Consider the following 16,831-nt stretch of genomic DNA (forward strand, 5'->3'; position numbering starts at 1 on the left):
AGTGGCGACTTATAGGGCCAACGTCAGCACAATTGCGCACTCACTGATCTCTACCAATGCGCCTGCCGTATCACCGGTGCAGCCACCAAGCCGCTGCAGCATCAGTCGGCGCAAATAGAAGAAGACACCCAGCCCCACCATCAGCACCATTCCACCTGTCCAGCCAAACAGCAACACAGCTAGCAGATTCAGCCCGATCACCCGACGTAACGCCGTATGCGGCATGTACTCAACCAGAGCTGCACCCAAGCCTCCTGCACGCAGATAAGGCGTTATCAGTAGCAACAGCGGCAGCAACACACGGGCCAACCAAGGTGCCAGCAGCAGGTACACCCCATGCCCTGCATCAAGGATGGCCACAATTGCCGCAAACTTCAGCAACAGCAGTAGAACCAGGCTAACCACGGCAATCGGCCCGCTGGCTGGGTCTTTCATAATCCGCAGCGTGCGCTCGACATCGCCCAAGCCTCCGACCCAAGCATCAGCAGAATCAGCCAGCCCATCAAGGTGGAGGGCACCCGTCACTGCAACCCAGAGCGTGAGAATCAGCGCGCCCTGCAGCAACAGCGGCGCACCTTCAGTCAGGGCCTGTACAGCCCAAAGCAATCCGCCGATCAACAGCCCAACCGCAGGATAGAACAGCAGTGAGCGGCCGACCTGTTGGGGTTCAGGCATCGCCGACAAACTAACGGGCAGACGTGTTAAAAACTGCAGCGCAATCCACCAGGCGTTCATTGCAGCTCCTTAAGCTCACCCTTCTCGCTCAGAACGACCTGAAAGCGCTGGGCGAAGCCAACCGGAACCTGCAGCAGACCGTTACGCGGCAAACCGCGGGCCTTTGCCACCAGTAAGCGGATTACGCCACCGTGGGTCACAGCCAGAATGTGCTGCCCGGCATGGCGCTCATACAGGCGCTGCAGAGCCTGCATAATTCGCGCCTCAAAGGCTTGCAAGGGTTCACCATCCGGCGGCGTGAAAGCATACGGATCTTCCCAGAACCGGGTCAGTGCAGCGGCTTCCGTCTGCATCAGCTCGGCACTGCTGCGCCCCTCCCAAAGACCAAAATGCAGCTCCTGCAAATCTGCCTCATAACTCAACGAACAGCCACGCGCCGCTGCGAGCTCCTCAGCAAAGTGCGCACAACGCTGTAACGGCGAAGTCACGATATGATCCCAACGGCATTTTTCTGAGACCGCGGCACGCAGCTGCGCCCAGCCAGTGTCAGTCAGTGGATCGTCCGTGCTGCCCCGAAAACTACCGGCCAGTTCGCTTTCGCCATGGCGGATCAGCTCAAGCGTCAGGCTCATTGGGCACGATCCGCAACTGCGGCCTCAGCAAAGGTGGCCATGTCATTGTGCAACGCGCAGGCCAGCCGTAGCAGAGGTACCGCTAATGCAGCTCCACTGCCCTCGCCGAGACGCAAATTCAGATCCAGAAGTGGTTGCGCGTCCAGAGCCTTAAGAACACGTTGATGGCCGGGCTCAGCACCTTGGTGAGCAAACTGCATCCAGCTACGGCAGTCTGGATTCAACTGAACGGCATACAGCGCCGCGACTGTGCAGATAAAACCATCCACTAAGGCGACCGCGCCCTCTTGTGCGCAAGCCAGATAGGCACCGACAAGGGCAGCAACCTCAAAGCCGCCGAAGTACTGCAATGCCTTGAGCGCATCACTAACCGCCGCCGAATGAGTGTGCAGTGCCGCATCTACGACGCGAGCCTTATGCTCCACGCCATTTGAATCAAGACCAGTACCAGGGCCGGAAAGCTCCTTAGCCGGGCACTTTAGTAGCCAGCAGGCCAGTGCAGTCGCCGCCGTTGTATTACCAATGCCCATCTCCCCGCCCACGAATAATTCGCAGCCGTTTTGCCGAGCTCGCGCGATGCAATCGCGTCCAGCCTCGAGTGCACGTTCAAGTTGCACCTCGGTCATCGCGGCTTGGTGCAGGAAATTTGCCGTACCCTGCCCCAGATGCAATTGGCGAACGCCGGGCATGACCTGAGGGGATTGGACCGTCCCCAGGTCAATCACCTCCAAACTGCCTTGCAATTGAGCTGCGAGGACACTGATGGCCGCGCCACCGCCAATGAAATTACTCAACATCTGCACGGTGACGGATTGCGGATAAGCAGAAACGCCTTCGGCAACAATTCCATGATCACCGGCAAAGATGCCGATATGCAGCTTATCCAGCGACGGCCTGTCCCGCCCCTGTAAAGCAGCAGTCTGGATCGCAATGGCCTCCAGCCGCCCAAGCGATCCGGTCGGCTTGGTCAACTGCAGCTGGCGCATATGCGCCTGCTCACGAGCGTCTTCATTAACCGCCTGGCAGGCCTGCTGCCACCACGCATTCATAACGCAGCTCCTTTCAAAACCAACGGTAAACCTGCCACACACAGCACCACCTGTTGGCATTGTGCTGCCAGCGCCTGATGCAGTCGCCCGGCTTCATCAACATAACGGCGGCTCAACTCTCCCATTGGCACCACGCCCATACCGGTTTCATTGCTAACCAATATCAGTTGCCCAGGTAATCGCGGTAGCAGCGCAAGCAAGGTGTCACATTCCTCACGCAGGCGCAGCGTATCCTCCTGCATCAACAAATTGCTCAACCACAACGTCAGGCAGTCCACCAGCAGACAGCTATTAGCAGTCGCATGCTTAGCCAGAGTCGCCGCCAAAGCGAGAGGCTCCTCAACCAGCGCCCAATGCTGTGGGCGCTGTGCTTGATGGTGCGCGATGCGCGTTGCCATTTCGGCATCCAGCGTCTGAGCTGTGGCGATGTAGGTCACCGCCAAACCGGACTCGGTCGCCAGTTGCTCGGCCAAACGGCTTTTGCCGGAGCGCGCGCCCCCTAAAATCAGCTGCTGCATACACAGGCTCCTACGCAGGCGCTACGGACTCGGGTCGTCATTCCAAGTGTTCTCATGCATTAACTCGCTCAATGGCCGGGGGGTCGCCCAGCCTTCCTGAACCAGCATCGGCTCATCGTAAAACTGCTCAACGGGCCCGAGACAGAGAATGGCCACTGGCTTACTGCCTGATGGCATGTTCAGTAACTGTGCCAGTGCATTGGGTTCAAAGAGGGAAACCCAGCCCAGTCCAAGTCCTTCAGCGCGAGCGGCCAGCCATAGATTTTGGATGGCGCAGGCCAGCGAAGCCAGATCCATCTCAGGCAGCGTACGCCGCCCGAAGATGTGCCTCTCTCGATCTGGCATCAGCCCTACTACAAGGAGCTCGGCACATTCGCGAATACCTTCAACCTTGAGCTTATGAAAGGCGTCTGCTCGCTCCCCTAGTGCCTCAGCGGTGCGCAAGCGCTCCTCTTCAACCAACTCACGGATTGATTCACGCAATTCAGGCCGAGTGATGCGGATAAACCGCCAGGGTTGCATCAAGCCCACGCTGGGTGCCTGATGCGCAGCCTCAAGCAGTCGGGCCAGTAGCTCAGGCTCTACCTGGCCGCCTGAAAAGTGACGCATATCACGGCGCAACGCGATAGCACGATAGACCGCAGCCCGCTCGGCCTGACTGAAGACGAAGTCGCTCATCGACCAACCTCACAGCATGCAGGTTGTTTCTGGTCACTCAACATGGTGGGAATTCTGTATGCAACAACAAAGAAAATGCGCGGAGAGATGCGCCTATAAGCGCTTAAAACAGATGCCTGCATGGCAAAGCCCTCCGCGATGCCGTAGGTATGCAAAAGGCCGGTCTCCGGGCTTATGAGTCAGAACACTCATCTACCGTTGCGGGGGCAGCGTCGGAATAGCAAAAGAACATGCGCACCAACTTCCCAGTTTCACCCCAAGCTTGCGCCTGGGGCACCTGTTGCAAGGCGCGAAGCCTAGAGGCTTATGAGTGCAGCGTCAAACATGAAGCGCGCGTAGCGGCGCTCACGGATTGCTGGCGAGGCGCGGCGGAAACACACGTTTGGCGCTGAGGTAAGTGCGCTGCCAATAGGTATTGCTGAGACTATCTAGGCGAACCGTACCGCCTTTGGAAGGCGCATGCACAAACCGGCCATCGCCCACATAAATGCCTGCATGACTGACCTGACGCCCGCCGCTTGTAGCAAAGAAAACCAAGTCTCCACTTTGCAGGGAGTCGCGGCTTACGTTTGGCGCATGCAGATTGATCATTTCACGGGTCGTGCGCGGCAGGCTGATACCAGCGGCGTCACGGTACACGTAACCGATCAGCCCGCTGCAATCAAAGCCACTCTCAGGCGTATTACCACCCCACACATACGGCGTTCCGACCAAGCCCAATGCGCTGAACAGTACATCATTGGCTCCGCCGAACTTGCTGATGGATGGACTAAAAGGAGCTTTAGGTTGAGGCGCTGGCGCGGGTGGCTGGCTGGCGCACGCCCCCAACAGTGCCGCGAAGGCAATAACAGATAAGCGAAGAAATACGGTCATGGACAATCCCATCCTGAGCCGAGATATCACTACTCTGCCTCCATTAACTCTTAAGTGCAAGCTTTAAGTTAATGCGCCAGACCATTGATATTCAATGCTTTCGGTTCGGGATGTGCACAAACGAAAACGCCCGGGCAAGCCCGGGCGTTTTTTTGACCTAAATATGCGTTAGCGATGCTGGGTCGGAGTATCAACCGTGGCCATTGCCAGAGCGCGCTTGGCTTCAATAAATGTGCGCTTCCAGTAACGGTCCTGGAGGCTATCAACCCGCACGCCGCCACTGCGGGAGCTGGAGGAATGAATGAACTGATCATCACCCAAATAGATACCGGCGTGGCTGACACGGCCACGGCCGTTGGTGCTGAAGAACAGCAGATCACCAGGTTCAAGCTCATCACGGGCTACCAGTGGTGCGTCGATATTGATCATTTCTCGCGTGGAGCGCGGCAGCTGCATACCGGCCTCTTCTTTAAAGAGATAGCCGATAAATCCGCTGCAATCAAAACCTGACTTGACCGAGCCACCGCCGTAGCGGTAACGGGTTCCAACAAGGGAGAGACCGTGGTTCAGAATACTGTCTGCCAGTTGAGGCAGTTTGTAAGATTTTTCGTCCGTGAAATCACCGATTGCAGCTTCTTTTTCTGTTGTCACATCCTCAAACGGAGGAAAGACTGTAGATTTGCTTACCAGCGGCTGAATGGCTTCAGGCTGAGCCTGGTAAGGCTGACTTGCGCACGCAGCGAGAGTCAGTGTCAGTGCAATGGGCACGAGGGGTGCGAAACGCTTTAGCATATGGGCACGACCGTGTCTGAGAGTCCTTATTAAGGATGGAACTATGCCCTCTATTAGTTAGATTTGCAAATTCTATCGACAAACGTGTGACTCACAAGTTGCGGCAGAACATCTAACGCACGCGATTTCATTGTGACGTCTACCTGCCCGATCAAGAACGCCGGTTGCGGATTGATCTCAACCGTAAAACCACCTGCAGCCCGCGCTCTGCGGACAGGTTCGGCGATGTATGGGAAGCTCGCACTGGTGCCGACGCTCATCACCAAATCAAAACCTTTAGCCAGTTCGCGTCGTAACGTCGCAGTGGCTTGTTCTGGCAAACGTTCTTCGAAAAGAACCACCGGCGGGCGCATTACACCTGAGCAAGAGCTGCAAAGCGGCGGTAAGGGCTGGGTGAGCCGCCCGGCAAGATCGTCATCCTGGGCGTGGCACGCCTGACAGTACAACGGCTGCAACTGGCCATGAATTTCAATGAGCCGTTCAGGTGGGCTGCCTGCGGCGCCATGATAACCATCGATATTCTGGGTCAGCACCCAGCACTCAGGTTTGAGCTGCTGCAGCCGGGCTATGGCTAAGTGGGCTTGATTGGGTTTACCCCCCAGACAGGCACTGCCTAGCTGGGCCAGATACTTCCAACACAATGCCGGATCACGCTGCAGCATCGGACCCGATATAGCGGCTTCAATCGGAAGGCCTTCAGGGGTATGCCCGTTGTACAAGCCGCCCATACCGCGATAAGTGGGCAAGCCTGAGTCGGCGGATAATCCAGCCCCGGTAATGATCAATATGCGCTGAGCACGGTTGAGTTGCTCAGCCACGCGCTGAAGGTCGGTATCCATCCCCTCCCCCACAGTTAATGGTTGACGGTATACGCCAGCATCATCGACAGCTGGCATAAAGGTCGGCCGCTTTGCGCATGCAGCTGATTAAAGAAAGCCTGAGCTGCAGCTTGATCTCTCTGGCTGGTCGGGGCTTTATCGATGACCTGTTGGGCTTTAAGGGCAGCCACAACATCATCAGTCAGGACAAACGTGTCCTTGCCGACCATCCGCAGAAAGCGTGGTGCCGAGAGCCCGCCCAACTGACTGCCGTGTTTAGCCAGGTAGCGCCACAAACCAACAATGTCTGTACTGGGCCAGTCTGCGATCAGCGTACCGAAGCTGCCCTTTTCCTTCGCTACATCCAAAACGAACTGAGCGTTACGCGGCACGCTCTTGAGCTTGCCCAGATGCCGAATCAATCGGGTGTCCTGCATCATGTTTTCCAAACGCTCGGCCCCGATCAGAACTACTTTTTCAGGATCAAAGCCAAAGAACACCTGCTCAAACGCAGGCCACTTGGCATCAACCACGCTGTGCTTTAAACCGGCACGAAACACGCGCAGGCTGAGTGTCGATAAATAGCGATCATCACTGATCTGTCGCAGTTCATCAGCGCTACGGGGCTGGGGCAGCTGTGCTTCTAGCGCCGCCTTAGAGCCAAAACGATTGAGGCAGAATTCGTACAGCCAGCTGTAGTCACGCATCAGGCATCCCTCTGCCCTGAAATCAGAGATTCATCACATCGACAAAACGCGGCGTGGCTGTTTCATCAATTTTCAAACTCTTAAAGTCGAACAGATTGCGGTCTGCCAATTGCGACGGCACCACGTTCTGCAACGCACGGAACATCACTTCAGTACGGCCAGGAGTCTTGCGCTCCCACTCCTGAAGCATTTCCTTCACCACCTGACGCTGCAGGTTTTCCTGTGAGCCGCACAGGTTGCAAGGAATGATCGGGAACTCTTTCATGCGGCTATACGTTTCGATATCGCTCTCGCTGCAATAGGCAAGCGGACGAATCACTACGTTGCGGCCATCGTCGGCCAGCAGTTTGGGCGGCATGGCTTTCAAGGTGCCGCCGTAGAACATATTGAGGAAGAAGGTTTCCAGAATATCGTCGCGGTGATGGCCGAGCGCCATTTTGGTCGCACCGATCTCATCCGCGTAGGTGTACAACGTACCCCGACGAAGGCGCGAACAGAGCGAGCAGGTGGTTTTGCCTTCCGGAATTTTCTCTTTCACCACCGAATAGGTGTCCTTTTCGATGATGTGGTAAGGCACGCCGATGGATTCCAGATAGGCTGGCAGCACATGCTCCGGGAAGCCCGGCTGCTTCTGGTCCATGTTGACGGCTACGATCTCGAAGCGGATCGGCGCAACCTTCTGCAAGTGCAGAAGCACGTCGAGCATGGTGTAGCTGTCTTTACCGCCAGACAGGCAGACCATAACCTTGTCGCCATCTTCAATCATGTTGAAGTCGGCGATGGCTTCGCCGGCCTGACGACGCAGGCGCTTTTGCAGTTTGTTCTGGTTGACCGAAAGGGTGCCCATGGTGCGCAGTAATCCGAAAGCTGAGAAAACGCACCATTTTACTCAGAAAGCACTCAACACCCCACCCCAATCCGCATCAAATGCTAATCTCGCCCGATGAAAGATTTTCCCGCGTTTGAATGTGGCCTGTGTAACGAAGCCTACCGACACCTGCGCGCGGCCCCGCAAGGGCTTAGCGAGTACGCGCTGATTCAGCAACTTAAAGCTTCGGCAACCGCTGTGCTGCCTGATCTTCCGCTTTCAGACTCGCTGGGCCTATTTCGCACACACTTTCTGCTGTTCAACGCGCTCTACCGTTTACGCGATCAACTTTGGTCGGCAGGTCTGGCTAACCTGAGCATCTCTCCCCTGCTCATTCAATTACAGCCGTACGCACCAGGCAGCCAGTTACTGGCTGAACATGATGCTCTGCGCGCCTACTATCTGGACCCGGCTCATCTAAGCAGTACGGACGCTGACGAGGTAGATCGCCTATTACGCGACTTCTGGCTGCGCTTGTACACAGGGCCGCAGGAAGTGCAGACGGCGCTTGAGTTATTTGGGCTGCCCAGTGATAGCGCTGGATTGGACCTGAAGACCATCAAACACCGGTACCGGCAGTTGGTCAGTGAGCATCACCCGGACCGTGGCGGCCAGACTGCACGGCTACAATCAATCAACAAAGCGATGGAGATTCTTCATCGGCATTTTGCAGTGGCATAAAAACACCAGGCTTTTCAGTACTGAAAAGTCTAAATACGCCAGCAAGCCATGACTCCAGCGCTAACGCCCACGCCTGTCAGTATTAACGTGCCGGTTGATGCTCCCTTTTGCTCTAAGCGCCACCCAACGCATTCATCACCCGCGCCTATACTGCGACATAGGGTCGCACACTAGCGTCCCTGACCTGCGGCGCACGAATGGAATGGTGCATTGCCGGAGGTGACATTTATAAGAAGAGGAGACTCGGCAATGATCAATCATGTCTGGGGGCTTTTCACCCATCCCGATCAGGAGTGGCAGGATATTCGTGGCGAAGAGGAAAGTATTAGTCACATGTATCTGACCCACGTTCTTGTGCTTGCTGCCATACCTGCAATTTCTGCTTATATCGGTACCACCCAGGTCGGCTGGGCCATTGGCGACCGTACGCCGGTGATGCTGACTGAATCCAGCGCGCTGCAACTGACAGTCCTGACCTATCTGGCAATGCTGGCGGGCGTCGCAGTAATGGGGGCATTTATCCATTGGATGGCTCGCACGTACGATGCCAGCCCTAATCTGACCCAGTGCATTGTGTTTTCTGCGTATACCGCCACACCGCTGTTTGTGGGCGGCTTGGCTGCACTGTATCCGCATCTGTGGCTGGCGATGGTCGTTGGTACAGCGGCAATCTGCTACACCGTGTACCTGCTGTATGTCGGCATTCCTACGTTTATGGGGATACCGGATGAAGAAGGTTTTATGTTCTCAAGCTCAGTGCTGGCTGTCGGCTTGGTAGTGCTAGTAGCGATGATCGCGTGCTCAGTTATCCTCTGGGGCATTGGCGTCGGACCGATCTACACCAGCTAATGAACACACCGTACTGAAACACGACGAAACCACCTGCCGGTGGTTTCGTACTTTTTTGGGGCTGTCTGACTCAAGCGGATTGGGCATAATCCGCCGCGACCTTGCGGCTAAATCTACAAGGTCCTGTGATTTATTCAGACGTCGATGGTATGACCGAACACATCCATACCCGTGTAGAAGCTTGTTATGCGCAAGCTGAAGACTTCTTCAAGCAGCGTTTCCCGCGCCCTGAAGTGAGTTTTAAGCTGCGTGGGCAAAAAGCAGGTGTAGCGCATCTGACTGAAAACAAGCTGCGCTTTAACTTGCAGTTGTACCGGGCCAATCAGGAAGACTTCATTCGTCAGACCGTGGCGCATGAAGTCGCTCACATGATTGCCCATCATCTGTTCGGACCGCGTATCCAACCCCATGGAGAGGAGTGGCAGTTGATCATGCGTGGTGTTTATGAGCTCCCGCCCGATCGCTGCCATAGCTATGAAGTGGAGCGCCGCCAGGTGTCCCGCTTCATTTACCGCTGCACGTGCGCAAATGGAGAGTTCCCGTTCTCCGCACAACGCCATGCACTGGTTAGCAAAGGACGCCGTTATTACTGTCGCCGCTGTAAATCAACGCTGATTTACACAGGTGAACAGCGCCTCCAATAGCCCTGACAATGAGAGTCAAGAATGACCCGCGAAACAACCAACACACCACAAACCTACGACAGCGTTAGCCGGATTCTGCACTGGGGGATGGCTGCAGGCTTCGCCTGGGTATTCAGCAGTGCCTTAGCGCATAAATTTTTCAACGAAGGAGCTTTGGACAGCTTTCTCTGGCCAACTCACAAAGCGGCAGGCCTGCTTCTGGCTGCCTGCGTCGTGATCCGACTGCTGTGGGCAGTGCTCAACCGCAGCCGGCGTCCGGCTTCGGTCAGCCTGGTTGCCAGCCTCGGGCATCTGGCGCTCTACGCATTGATGGTGGCCGTACCTTTTATCGGCCTGCTTCGTCAATTCGGTTCTGGTCGAGCGTTTGAGGCCTTCGGCGTACAGATCATGGCCGCCACGCCGGATCAGACGTACGGCTGGATGGTTGATCTGGGCGGCAACTTCCACAGCCTGCTGGGCTGGGTGCTCCTAGCGCTGATCGTCGGCCACATCGTGATGACTTTACTGCACCGCCGTGATCCTAGCCAAGACGTGCTTCCACGTATGCTCGGCTAAACCTATTCCGGGCACCTCAGGGTGCCCGGTCTATGTAGCTCACACCCCTGCAAAACGCCCTCGCTCACCAGCCTGATAATGCCCTGGCAACGTACAGGCAAAGTCCAGTGCGCCTTGTTGATTAAAGGTCCATACCAGCTCCTTGGTTGTACCCGGCTCAATCATGATTGCATTGGCATCCGTATGGGTCGCCCTGATGACTTCAGGAATGCCTGGCGGATTAGAGTCCCCCATGCCAGAGCGCTCTCGCCAGACAATTTTGTCTGAGAAACCTGTCGGGGTCAGAATCCCGCTTTTGAACAAACCGACCATCTCACGCTGATGCTCTAGCTGTTCAACCGCTGTGCCGATGTTGAACTCATGCAGGTATGAGCCTTCATTCTTGACCACAAAGCGCACCGTTTCACCCGGTGAGACCTTGATTACTGAGTGGTCGTTGCTGATGTCATCCAGCTTGACGAATACAACCCGAGCCATAGGGTTGGCCTGGGCTGCCTTGTTCGCCTCTTGGGTCGCTGCAGCATTCTGTGTAGTGCCGCCGATCAATAAACCGATCAGTAACGTTGCAGGTAAGGACGTCATGGATAGCCTCATTTCCAGTCAATGAGACGCTATCCTAGAAAATCCATCATTCCGCCCGGATGACTCCAACACTACATTTTCGTCATCTAATAGCAGCACCTAAGCAATCACCTTGGCCGCTTTCAGCGCAACGACTTGCTCCTCGCTGTAACCCAGCCCCTGCAACACTTCTACGGTATGCGCGCCCAGTGCGGCACCAACATGACGGGGAGCGTCCAGACCTGCGGAGAATTTGATCGGGCAGGCCAGCTGGGCTTGTGTCTTACCCCCTGCAAGCGGAACCTGTGTGACCACTTCACGGGCCTTCAGCTGCGGATGCTCGACGGCTTCGCTTACGCTCAGCAGCGGTTCAACGCAGGCATCCACCTGGCTGAATAGTTGAGTCCAATCTGTGAAGTCGCGCTTTTCAAACTCAATTTCCAGTTCACGACGTAGCGCAGCTTGATCCTCAGGATTTTGCGACAGGCCTTTATTCGCCAAGTCTGGGCGCTGGAGTACCGCACACAGCTGCTGCATAAATTGCGGCTCCAGACTGGCAACTGAAAGCCAGCGACCATCGCGTGTACGGTAATAGTCGTAGAAGCTGCCGCCGTTGAGAGCCTGATTTTCCATCTGCGGCTCGACCCCGGCGCCCAAATAACCAGCACCGGACATAGCATGCAAACTAAACGCGCAGTCGGTCATGCTCACATCCACATGCTGGCCCTGCCCTGTCACTTGGCGATTGACCACCGCCGCCAACAGGCCAATCACACCATGCAGTGAACCGCCTGCGATATCTGCCGCCTGAATACCCAACGGCAAAGGCCCGCTGTCCCGGCGACCGGTGTAACTGGCCAGACCGGACAGAGCGAGATAATTCAGGTCGTGCCCGGCGCGATCCTTGTAAGGGCCGGTTTGGCCGTAGCCGGTGATCGACACGTAAATCAGCTTCGGGTTAATGGCTTTCAGTGCCTCATAACCCACTCCCAGCTTGTCCATCACGCCGGGCCGGAACTGCTCCAGGACAATGTCGTACTCAGCCACCAGCTGTTTGACGATTGCCACCGCTTCGGCTTTCTTCAAGTCCAATGCGATGCAGCGCTTGTTGCGATTGAGGTAGGCGTGACTCGTAGATAAACCATCAGCATGGGGCGGCAGCAGTCGCACTAGATCCATGCGCCCCGGTGACTCCACACGCAGCACCTCTGCTCCCATATCTGCCAGCAGCAGAGACGCAAACGGTCCGGGCAGCAAAGTTGAAAAATCCAGCACTTTCAGTGAAGACAGCGGGCCACTCATGACACCTTCCTTATTCCAATGTGTTTATTCATGCCTGCCAAACGACCAGCGCAGTGGAGTCCTGCACCGCTGGCTCGTGTGCGAATTTAGCTTCAAGAACGTTGCGCCTGATCTTCATGGTCGGCGTCATGCATCCGTTGTCGGTGGTCCAGGGCTCACTCACGATGAGCAAATGGCTGACCTTTTCGTGGGGCAGCAGGCGCTCGTTCACGGTTTGCAAGGTCTGCTCCAAGCTTTGTGTCAGCGCCTCCCTACTCTGCCCGGCAGCCGCAAGTGACAGCTCAATCAGTGCGACCGGCTGATCCATTCCATTGCCAATCAGACAGACCTGCTCCACCCAGAGGTTTTTCGCGATTTCGCCTTCAATCGGTGCCGGTGCGACATATTTACCTTTGCTGGTTTTAAAAATGTCCTTAACCCGGCCGGTAATAGTCAGATAACCCTCGGCATCTACAGAACCCTTGTCACCTGTGTGCAGCCAGCCGTCACGCAAGGTTTCCGCAGTCTTCTCCGGATCCAGATAGTAGCCCTGCATCATGCTGGGGCAGCGCAATAGAATCTCACCATCATCGGCAATGCGCAGTTCCAGGCCCGGCATCGGCCGCCCCACCGTACCAATGCGAATCTGCTCTGGTCGGTTAAAGCAGCCGTAAGCCAGATGCTCAGTCATTCCATAGCCCTCGCAGATGTTCAGGCCGATGCTGCGATACCACTGCAGCAGCGCGGCTGGAATCGGCGCGGCACCGCTAACCAGAAACCGCGCTCGATCCAGGCCAAGGCCTTTGCGAATTTTGCCGGCCACCAGCGAGCCCAGTAATGGCACACGCAAAAGGCGCTGCAGTTTGGATTGAGGCAGTTTTTCCAGCACACCCTGCTGGAATCGCGTCCACAGACGCGGCACCGAGAAAAAGATGGTCGGGCGCACACGCTGCAGGTCCCGCATAAAACTGTCCAAAGACTCTACAAATGCGATACGGCCCGAACTGTAGAGTGCATTGACCTCCACCAAAATCCGCTCAGCCGCATGGGACAAAGGTAGATAGGAGAAATACTGGTCGTTCTCGTTGATGCCCAGCTCTGCAACCGACTGCGTGCCAGACCATGCAAATGACTGCACCGAAAGCATGACCCCTTTCGGGTTACCGGTGGTGCCGGAGGTATAGAGGATGCTCGCCAGATCATCAGGCCTGACCTCATGCACTTCACGTAAAGGTGCATGGGCTGCCAATAAAGCGTCCCAATGGTGCTGAGCCGTCAGCGTCGGATACGGCATGGCAATGCGCACAATTTGCTCAGAAATGCCGGCCTCCAATTTCTGAGCATCATCCAGCTTGCCGACAAGGATGACCCGGACCTGCGCGTGATCAAGCACATAGGCAATGCTTTCAGCGGACTGCAACGGATACAGCGGCACACTGACCAAACCCGCCATCATGATTGCCAAGTCGGCAATGATCCATTGCGCGCAATTCTTTGACAGCAACGCCACCCGATCGCCCGGCTCACAGCCAAGTGCCTTTAGTGCAGCAGCCATACGCCGTGCCTGATCATCCACCTCAGCCCAAGTCAGATCGTGCCACAGGCCATTGACTGGCTGGCTCAACCAGACGGAATCCGGTTTTGTTTTGACCCAATGGGCCAGACGTTGCAGCGGCAGTTGATAAGTCATAGCCATTCCTCGGTTTTATTGTTGTATGCCGGTTAGGACGACTTTGTTGCTCCTGTGGTGCGCTGTTTTCCTGCAGGCCTGTCGATCGTGTACAGGTGTGCTTACTATGCATCAGCCAGTCTGCAGAATCTTCTGAAGAGTAAATATCGCTCAGCCACGTCTCAATGACTCATGCGCTCAGCTGGGTTGACCCATTGGTTCACACCTAAGCGTCAGGCACAAAAAAGCCGCTATCCCAAAGGACAGCGGCTTGCGTCTGCGCACAGGCGCGTCGTTACACTGTTTGCGACTGCGACTGCGACTGCGACTGCGATACAGGTGGCGTGCTTCCGCCACTGGCCAGCTCACGCTGCAGGGTGTCTTCATCCAGCTCTTTACACCACTTGGCAACCACAACTGTGGCAACACCATTACCGATCAGGTTGGTCAAGGCACGGGCTTCGGACATGAAGCGATCGATACCCAAAATAAGCGCCAAACCAGCAATCGGCAGATGCCCCACAGCAGACAGAGTCGCTGCCAGTACGATAAAGCCGCTACCAGTCACGCCCGCCGCCCCTTTAGAAGCCACCAACAGCACCAACAACAGGGTGATCTGGTGCGAAAGGTCCATCGGTGTATCAGTTGCCTGGGCAATAAACACGGCAGCCATGGTCAGGTAGATTGAAGTGCCGTCCAGATTGAAGGAGTAACCAGTCGGGATAACCAGCCCCACCACCGACTTCTTCGCTCCCAGCTTCTCCATTTTCGCCAGCATGCGCGGCAATACTGACTCTGAAGAAGAGGTGCCGAGCACGATCATCAACTCTTCACGGATATAGCGGATAAACCGCAGGATGCTGAAGCCATGGGCGCGGGCAATCCCGCCCAGAACAACCAGAACAAACACCACGCAGGTGATGTAGAAGCACAGCATCAGCTGACCGAGCTGCACCAGCGAGCCCACTCCATACTGGCCGATGGTGAAAGCCATCGCACCAAATGCACCGATCGGAGCTACCTTCATGATCATGTTGATGATGCCGAACATGACATGGGCAATGCGGTCGATAAAATCCAGCACCGGGCGGCCGTAGTCGCCCATGCGCTGCAGAGCAAAGGCAAAAATGACCGAGAAGAACAGAACCTGCAGGATGTCACCGTTGGCAAACGCCCCAACCACAGTGCCTGGAATCACATTAAGCAGGAAGCCAACAGTCGATTGCTGCTCACCTGCTGCTGCATAGCTGGCGATTTTGCTGGCATCCAGCGTGGCCGGGTCTACGTGCATACCCACACCTGGCTCAACCACGTTAACCACAATCAGGCCGATGACCAAGGCGATGGTGGAGACGATCTCGAAGTACATCAGGGCATAGCCGCCGGTTTTACCGACTGCCTTCATGTCCTGCATACCGGCAATACCGCTGACGACCGTACAGAAAATGATTGGCGCGATTACCATTTTGATCAGCTTGACGAATCCATCGCCCAGCAGCTTCAGGGTAACTGCGGTTTCCGGGTAAAAGTGACCCAGCAGAATACCGATGGTGATGGCTAGCAGCACCTGCACATACAGCATTTTGTAGAACGGCTGGCGTGGGGCAGCATCAAGAGTGGTGTCAGTCATTGCAGTGATCCTCTGCGGCACGCAGGTGTTGTTGGAAATGTTGCGTCGCCGAATTAAGTGCAATCTCTCGCGTCAGAGAGGCGTTTCAGAACGCCAGGGGCGTCGCTACAGGGCCTATCGCAAGGCCTGTGCCAAAGCACAAAAAACCACTTAATCCCCCGTATTTACTGGACTAAAGCGGTACATGAAGGGATATGTAATCGATTTGAATTGGCGGATTTCCGCACGTACTACATGACCGAACTGGCGGGTTTCCACACACACAGCAGCCATGAAGATTGCAACAGGCCGCTTGTTGCCGGACGGATAGGCTGGCTAAGATCGACCCGCCTTCCACTGAGCTCATCCTATGCGTGAACGGACCATCGCCATTCACTTTGTCCGCGCAGCCTTGCGTGGTCCCCAGCGCCACGGTCACGACTGTGCCGCGCCATTGCGTCAGGCCGGAATTCAACCGGCGCTGCTGGATCAACCACGGGCGCGTATCGCCCCGGAGCAGTTTGCCCGGCTGATTCAGTTGTTGTGGGAAAGCCTGGATGACGAATATCTCGGCTTTGGCCGCAGCGCCAGCAAACGCGGCACCTTCGCCATGATGTGCCACACCTTGATTCACTGTCGCACGCTGGAAAAGGCCCTGCTCCGAGGCACGCTGTTCTACAGCCTGTTCCCGGACGCACCGGCCATTCGCCTGGATGTGGACGGTGACTGGGCACGACTGACAGTGGATGACTCCAGCCTGTGGGACCCGGACCATTTTTTGGTGGAAAGCCTGTTGGTGATTTGGCATCGCCTCGGCAGCTGGCTAATTGGCCAGCGCGTACGCATTGAAGAAGCCACGTTCACCTACCCAGAGCCCAGCCACGCTAGCGAATACGAACTGCTGTTTCCCTGCCGGCGGGAATTCTCAAGGCCCGTCACCTGCCTGTGCTTTCACAGCCGCTACCTGCATATGCCACTGCTGCAGGACGAGCGCACGCTCAAGCATTTTCTCCAGCATTCTCCGGCCGATCTGCTGGCCCGGCCTGATGGCGGTGACAGCTTGGTCAGCCAGATCCGCCGCCTGCTAGGCCGCGACTGTAATCACTGGCCTGATCTGGACAATGTCGCCCGCCAGCTCAACACCAGCCCACAGACACTGCGTCGGCGCTTGCGTGAGGAAGACTCCAGCTTTCAGGAGCTCAAAGACAATCTGCGCCGCGACTTGGCAATTTATCACTTGGGGCGCAACGAACTGGCGATCCAGGACATTGCCGAACAACTGGGTTTTTCTGAACCGTCTGCGTTTCACCGGGCCTTCAAAAAATGGACCGGACTAACGCCTGGCGCTTACCGCAGCCAGGAAAGCTGATCC

The 16,831-nt window shown here is 56.2% G+C and carries 19 protein-coding genes and 1 riboswitch; of the genes, 5 read left to right on the forward strand and 14 right to left on the reverse strand.

Annotation, left to right across the window (positions count from 1 at the left end; translation table 11 throughout):
* Positions 1-9: 9 nt before the first annotated feature.
* From AO726_RS18235 to ttcA, 10 genes are all read right to left on the reverse strand, one after another.
* A complete protein-coding gene (locus tag AO726_RS18235; RefSeq protein ID WP_058069534.1) occupies positions 10-735 on the reverse strand; it encodes an adenosylcobinamide-GDP ribazoletransferase in 726 nt (241 codons plus the stop codon).
* Entirely contained in the window at positions 732-1,307 is a 576-nt protein-coding gene (locus tag AO726_RS18240; RefSeq protein WP_058069535.1) for a histidine phosphatase family protein, read from the reverse strand. The genes AO726_RS18235 and AO726_RS18240 overlap by 4 nt, the downstream gene beginning before the upstream one ends.
* Positions 1,304-2,356: a nicotinate-nucleotide--dimethylbenzimidazole phosphoribosyltransferase gene (gene cobT, locus AO726_RS18245; protein WP_058069536.1), complete on the reverse strand. Its 1,053-nt coding sequence runs from the start codon at positions 2,354-2,356 to the stop codon at positions 1,304-1,306. The genes AO726_RS18240 and cobT overlap by 4 nt, the downstream gene beginning before the upstream one ends.
* Entirely contained in the window at positions 2,353-2,874 is a 522-nt protein-coding gene (gene cobU, locus AO726_RS18250) for a bifunctional adenosylcobinamide kinase/adenosylcobinamide-phosphate guanylyltransferase (RefSeq protein ID WP_058069537.1), read from the reverse strand. Before cobU ends, cobT begins: the two co-directional genes overlap by 4 nt.
* A 21-nt stretch (positions 2,875-2,895) precedes the next feature.
* Positions 2,896-3,552 (reverse strand): 5,6-dimethylbenzimidazole synthase, encoded by a 657-nt coding sequence (gene bluB, locus AO726_RS18255; RefSeq protein WP_058069538.1) that lies wholly within the window; start codon positions 3,550-3,552, stop codon positions 2,896-2,898.
* A 140-nt stretch (positions 3,553-3,692) separates the two neighbouring features.
* A riboswitch (cobalamin riboswitch) is annotated at positions 3,693-3,848 on the reverse strand.
* A gap of 49 nt (positions 3,849-3,897) precedes the next feature.
* A complete protein-coding gene (locus AO726_RS18260) occupies positions 3,898-4,425 on the reverse strand; it encodes a C40 family peptidase (protein WP_058069539.1) in 528 nt (175 codons plus the stop codon).
* A 168-nt stretch (positions 4,426-4,593) separates the two neighbouring features.
* On the reverse strand, positions 4,594-5,217 hold the full coding sequence (locus AO726_RS18265; RefSeq protein WP_058069540.1) for a C40 family peptidase: 624 nt from the start codon (positions 5,215-5,217) through the stop codon (positions 4,594-4,596).
* A 53-nt stretch (positions 5,218-5,270) separates the two neighbouring features.
* Positions 5,271-6,056: an NAD-dependent deacylase gene (locus AO726_RS18270; protein ID WP_058069541.1), complete on the reverse strand. Its 786-nt coding sequence runs from the start codon at positions 6,054-6,056 to the stop codon at positions 5,271-5,273.
* 14 nt (positions 6,057-6,070) lie between these two features.
* On the reverse strand, positions 6,071-6,742 hold the full coding sequence (locus AO726_RS18275) for a DNA-3-methyladenine glycosylase I (RefSeq protein ID WP_058069542.1): 672 nt from the start codon (positions 6,740-6,742) through the stop codon (positions 6,071-6,073).
* Positions 6,743-6,764: 22 nt separating this feature from the next.
* Complete coding sequence (gene ttcA, locus AO726_RS18280) at positions 6,765-7,589, reverse strand: tRNA 2-thiocytidine(32) synthetase TtcA (protein ID WP_058069543.1); 825 nt, start codon at positions 7,587-7,589, stop codon at positions 6,765-6,767.
* Positions 7,590-7,685: 96 nt separating this feature from the next.
* On the opposite strand from ttcA, the gene AO726_RS18285 reads away from it, so the two are divergent.
* From AO726_RS18285 to AO726_RS18300, 4 genes are all read left to right on the forward strand, one after another.
* Positions 7,686-8,291, forward strand: coding sequence for a DNA-J related domain-containing protein (locus tag AO726_RS18285; RefSeq protein ID WP_058069544.1), 606 nt, complete (start codon positions 7,686-7,688; stop codon positions 8,289-8,291).
* Between the two features lie 249 nt (positions 8,292-8,540).
* A complete protein-coding gene (locus AO726_RS18290) occupies positions 8,541-9,140 on the forward strand; it encodes a Yip1 family protein (RefSeq protein ID WP_058069545.1) in 600 nt (199 codons plus the stop codon).
* 149 nt (positions 9,141-9,289) lie between these two features.
* The gene (locus tag AO726_RS18295) at positions 9,290-9,784 is read left to right on the forward strand and encodes a SprT family zinc-dependent metalloprotease (RefSeq protein ID WP_058069546.1); all 495 of its coding nucleotides are present in this window, start codon (positions 9,290-9,292) and stop codon (positions 9,782-9,784) included.
* 21 nt (positions 9,785-9,805) lie between these two features.
* Positions 9,806-10,339, forward strand: coding sequence for a cytochrome b (locus AO726_RS18300; protein ID WP_058069547.1), 534 nt, complete (start codon positions 9,806-9,808; stop codon positions 10,337-10,339).
* 39 nt (positions 10,340-10,378) lie between these two features.
* Here AO726_RS18300 and AO726_RS18305 read toward each other — a convergent pair whose 3' ends face one another.
* The 4 genes from AO726_RS18305 to AO726_RS18320 all read right to left on the reverse strand — a co-directional run bounded on the left by AO726_RS18305 (position 10,379) and on the right by AO726_RS18320 (position 15,480).
* The gene (locus AO726_RS18305) at positions 10,379-10,921 is read right to left on the reverse strand and encodes a cupredoxin domain-containing protein (protein ID WP_058069548.1); all 543 of its coding nucleotides are present in this window, start codon (positions 10,919-10,921) and stop codon (positions 10,379-10,381) included.
* Positions 10,922-11,020: 99 nt separating this feature from the next.
* Entirely contained in the window at positions 11,021-12,202 is a 1,182-nt protein-coding gene (locus AO726_RS18310; protein ID WP_058069549.1) for a CaiB/BaiF CoA transferase family protein, read from the reverse strand.
* A 28-nt stretch (positions 12,203-12,230) separates the two neighbouring features.
* Complete coding sequence (locus tag AO726_RS18315) at positions 12,231-13,871, reverse strand: AMP-binding protein (protein ID WP_082629185.1); 1,641 nt, start codon at positions 13,869-13,871, stop codon at positions 12,231-12,233.
* Between the two features lie 274 nt (positions 13,872-14,145).
* Positions 14,146-15,480 carry a dicarboxylate/amino acid:cation symporter gene (locus AO726_RS18320; protein WP_058069551.1) on the reverse strand — a complete coding sequence of 445 codons (1,335 nt, stop codon included), beginning with the start codon at positions 15,478-15,480 and terminating at the stop codon, positions 14,146-14,148.
* Positions 15,481-15,829: 349 nt separating this feature from the next.
* Here AO726_RS18320 and AO726_RS18325 point away from each other — a divergent pair, with 349 nt between their 5' ends.
* The gene (locus AO726_RS18325) at positions 15,830-16,828 is read left to right on the forward strand and encodes an AraC family transcriptional regulator (protein ID WP_058069552.1); all 999 of its coding nucleotides are present in this window, start codon (positions 15,830-15,832) and stop codon (positions 16,826-16,828) included.
* The last annotated feature ends 3 nt before the right edge of the window (positions 16,829-16,831 follow it).

It is taken from the genome of Pseudomonas sp. TTU2014-080ASC, assembly GCF_001446935.1.
In the GTDB taxonomy this organism is placed as follows: Bacteria; Pseudomonadota; Gammaproteobacteria; order Pseudomonadales; family Pseudomonadaceae; genus Aquipseudomonas.